The sequence below is a fragment of the Acinetobacter sp. 24-47-66 genome, assembly GCF_056779755.1.
Genome location: NZ_JBWYIL010000051.1, coordinates 1 through 246 on the forward strand (window position 1 = coordinate 1; position 246 = coordinate 246).

A 246-nucleotide genomic window follows, 5' to 3' on the forward strand; every position below is an offset into this window, starting at 1 on the left:
TTGTACCGAGCAACAACAGCCCGATCGAAGCACAAAAGCTCCGCCTGATTGACGACAACAGCCAATACCAAGCCCTTAACCGACGCAACATTCGCTACCACCGCAGTGATGCGACAGAACAATTTGATAGCATCACCAGCTTTATCGGACAACGTAGCCTACAACCCACCGCAGTCCACCTACAACGCTGGCAAGCCACAGCCCTCGAACAAGAAGAAGGCGCAGGCTCAGTCCAAAGCAAACACC

1 protein-coding gene is annotated in these 246 nt (G+C 53.3%); it reads left to right on the forward strand.

The window, feature by feature from the left end; genetic code table 11:
• Positions 1–246, forward strand: a 246-nt coding sequence (locus tag AC1M84_RS14330) for a hypothetical protein (protein ID WP_481595245.1), incomplete at both ends; no start/stop codon positions are given.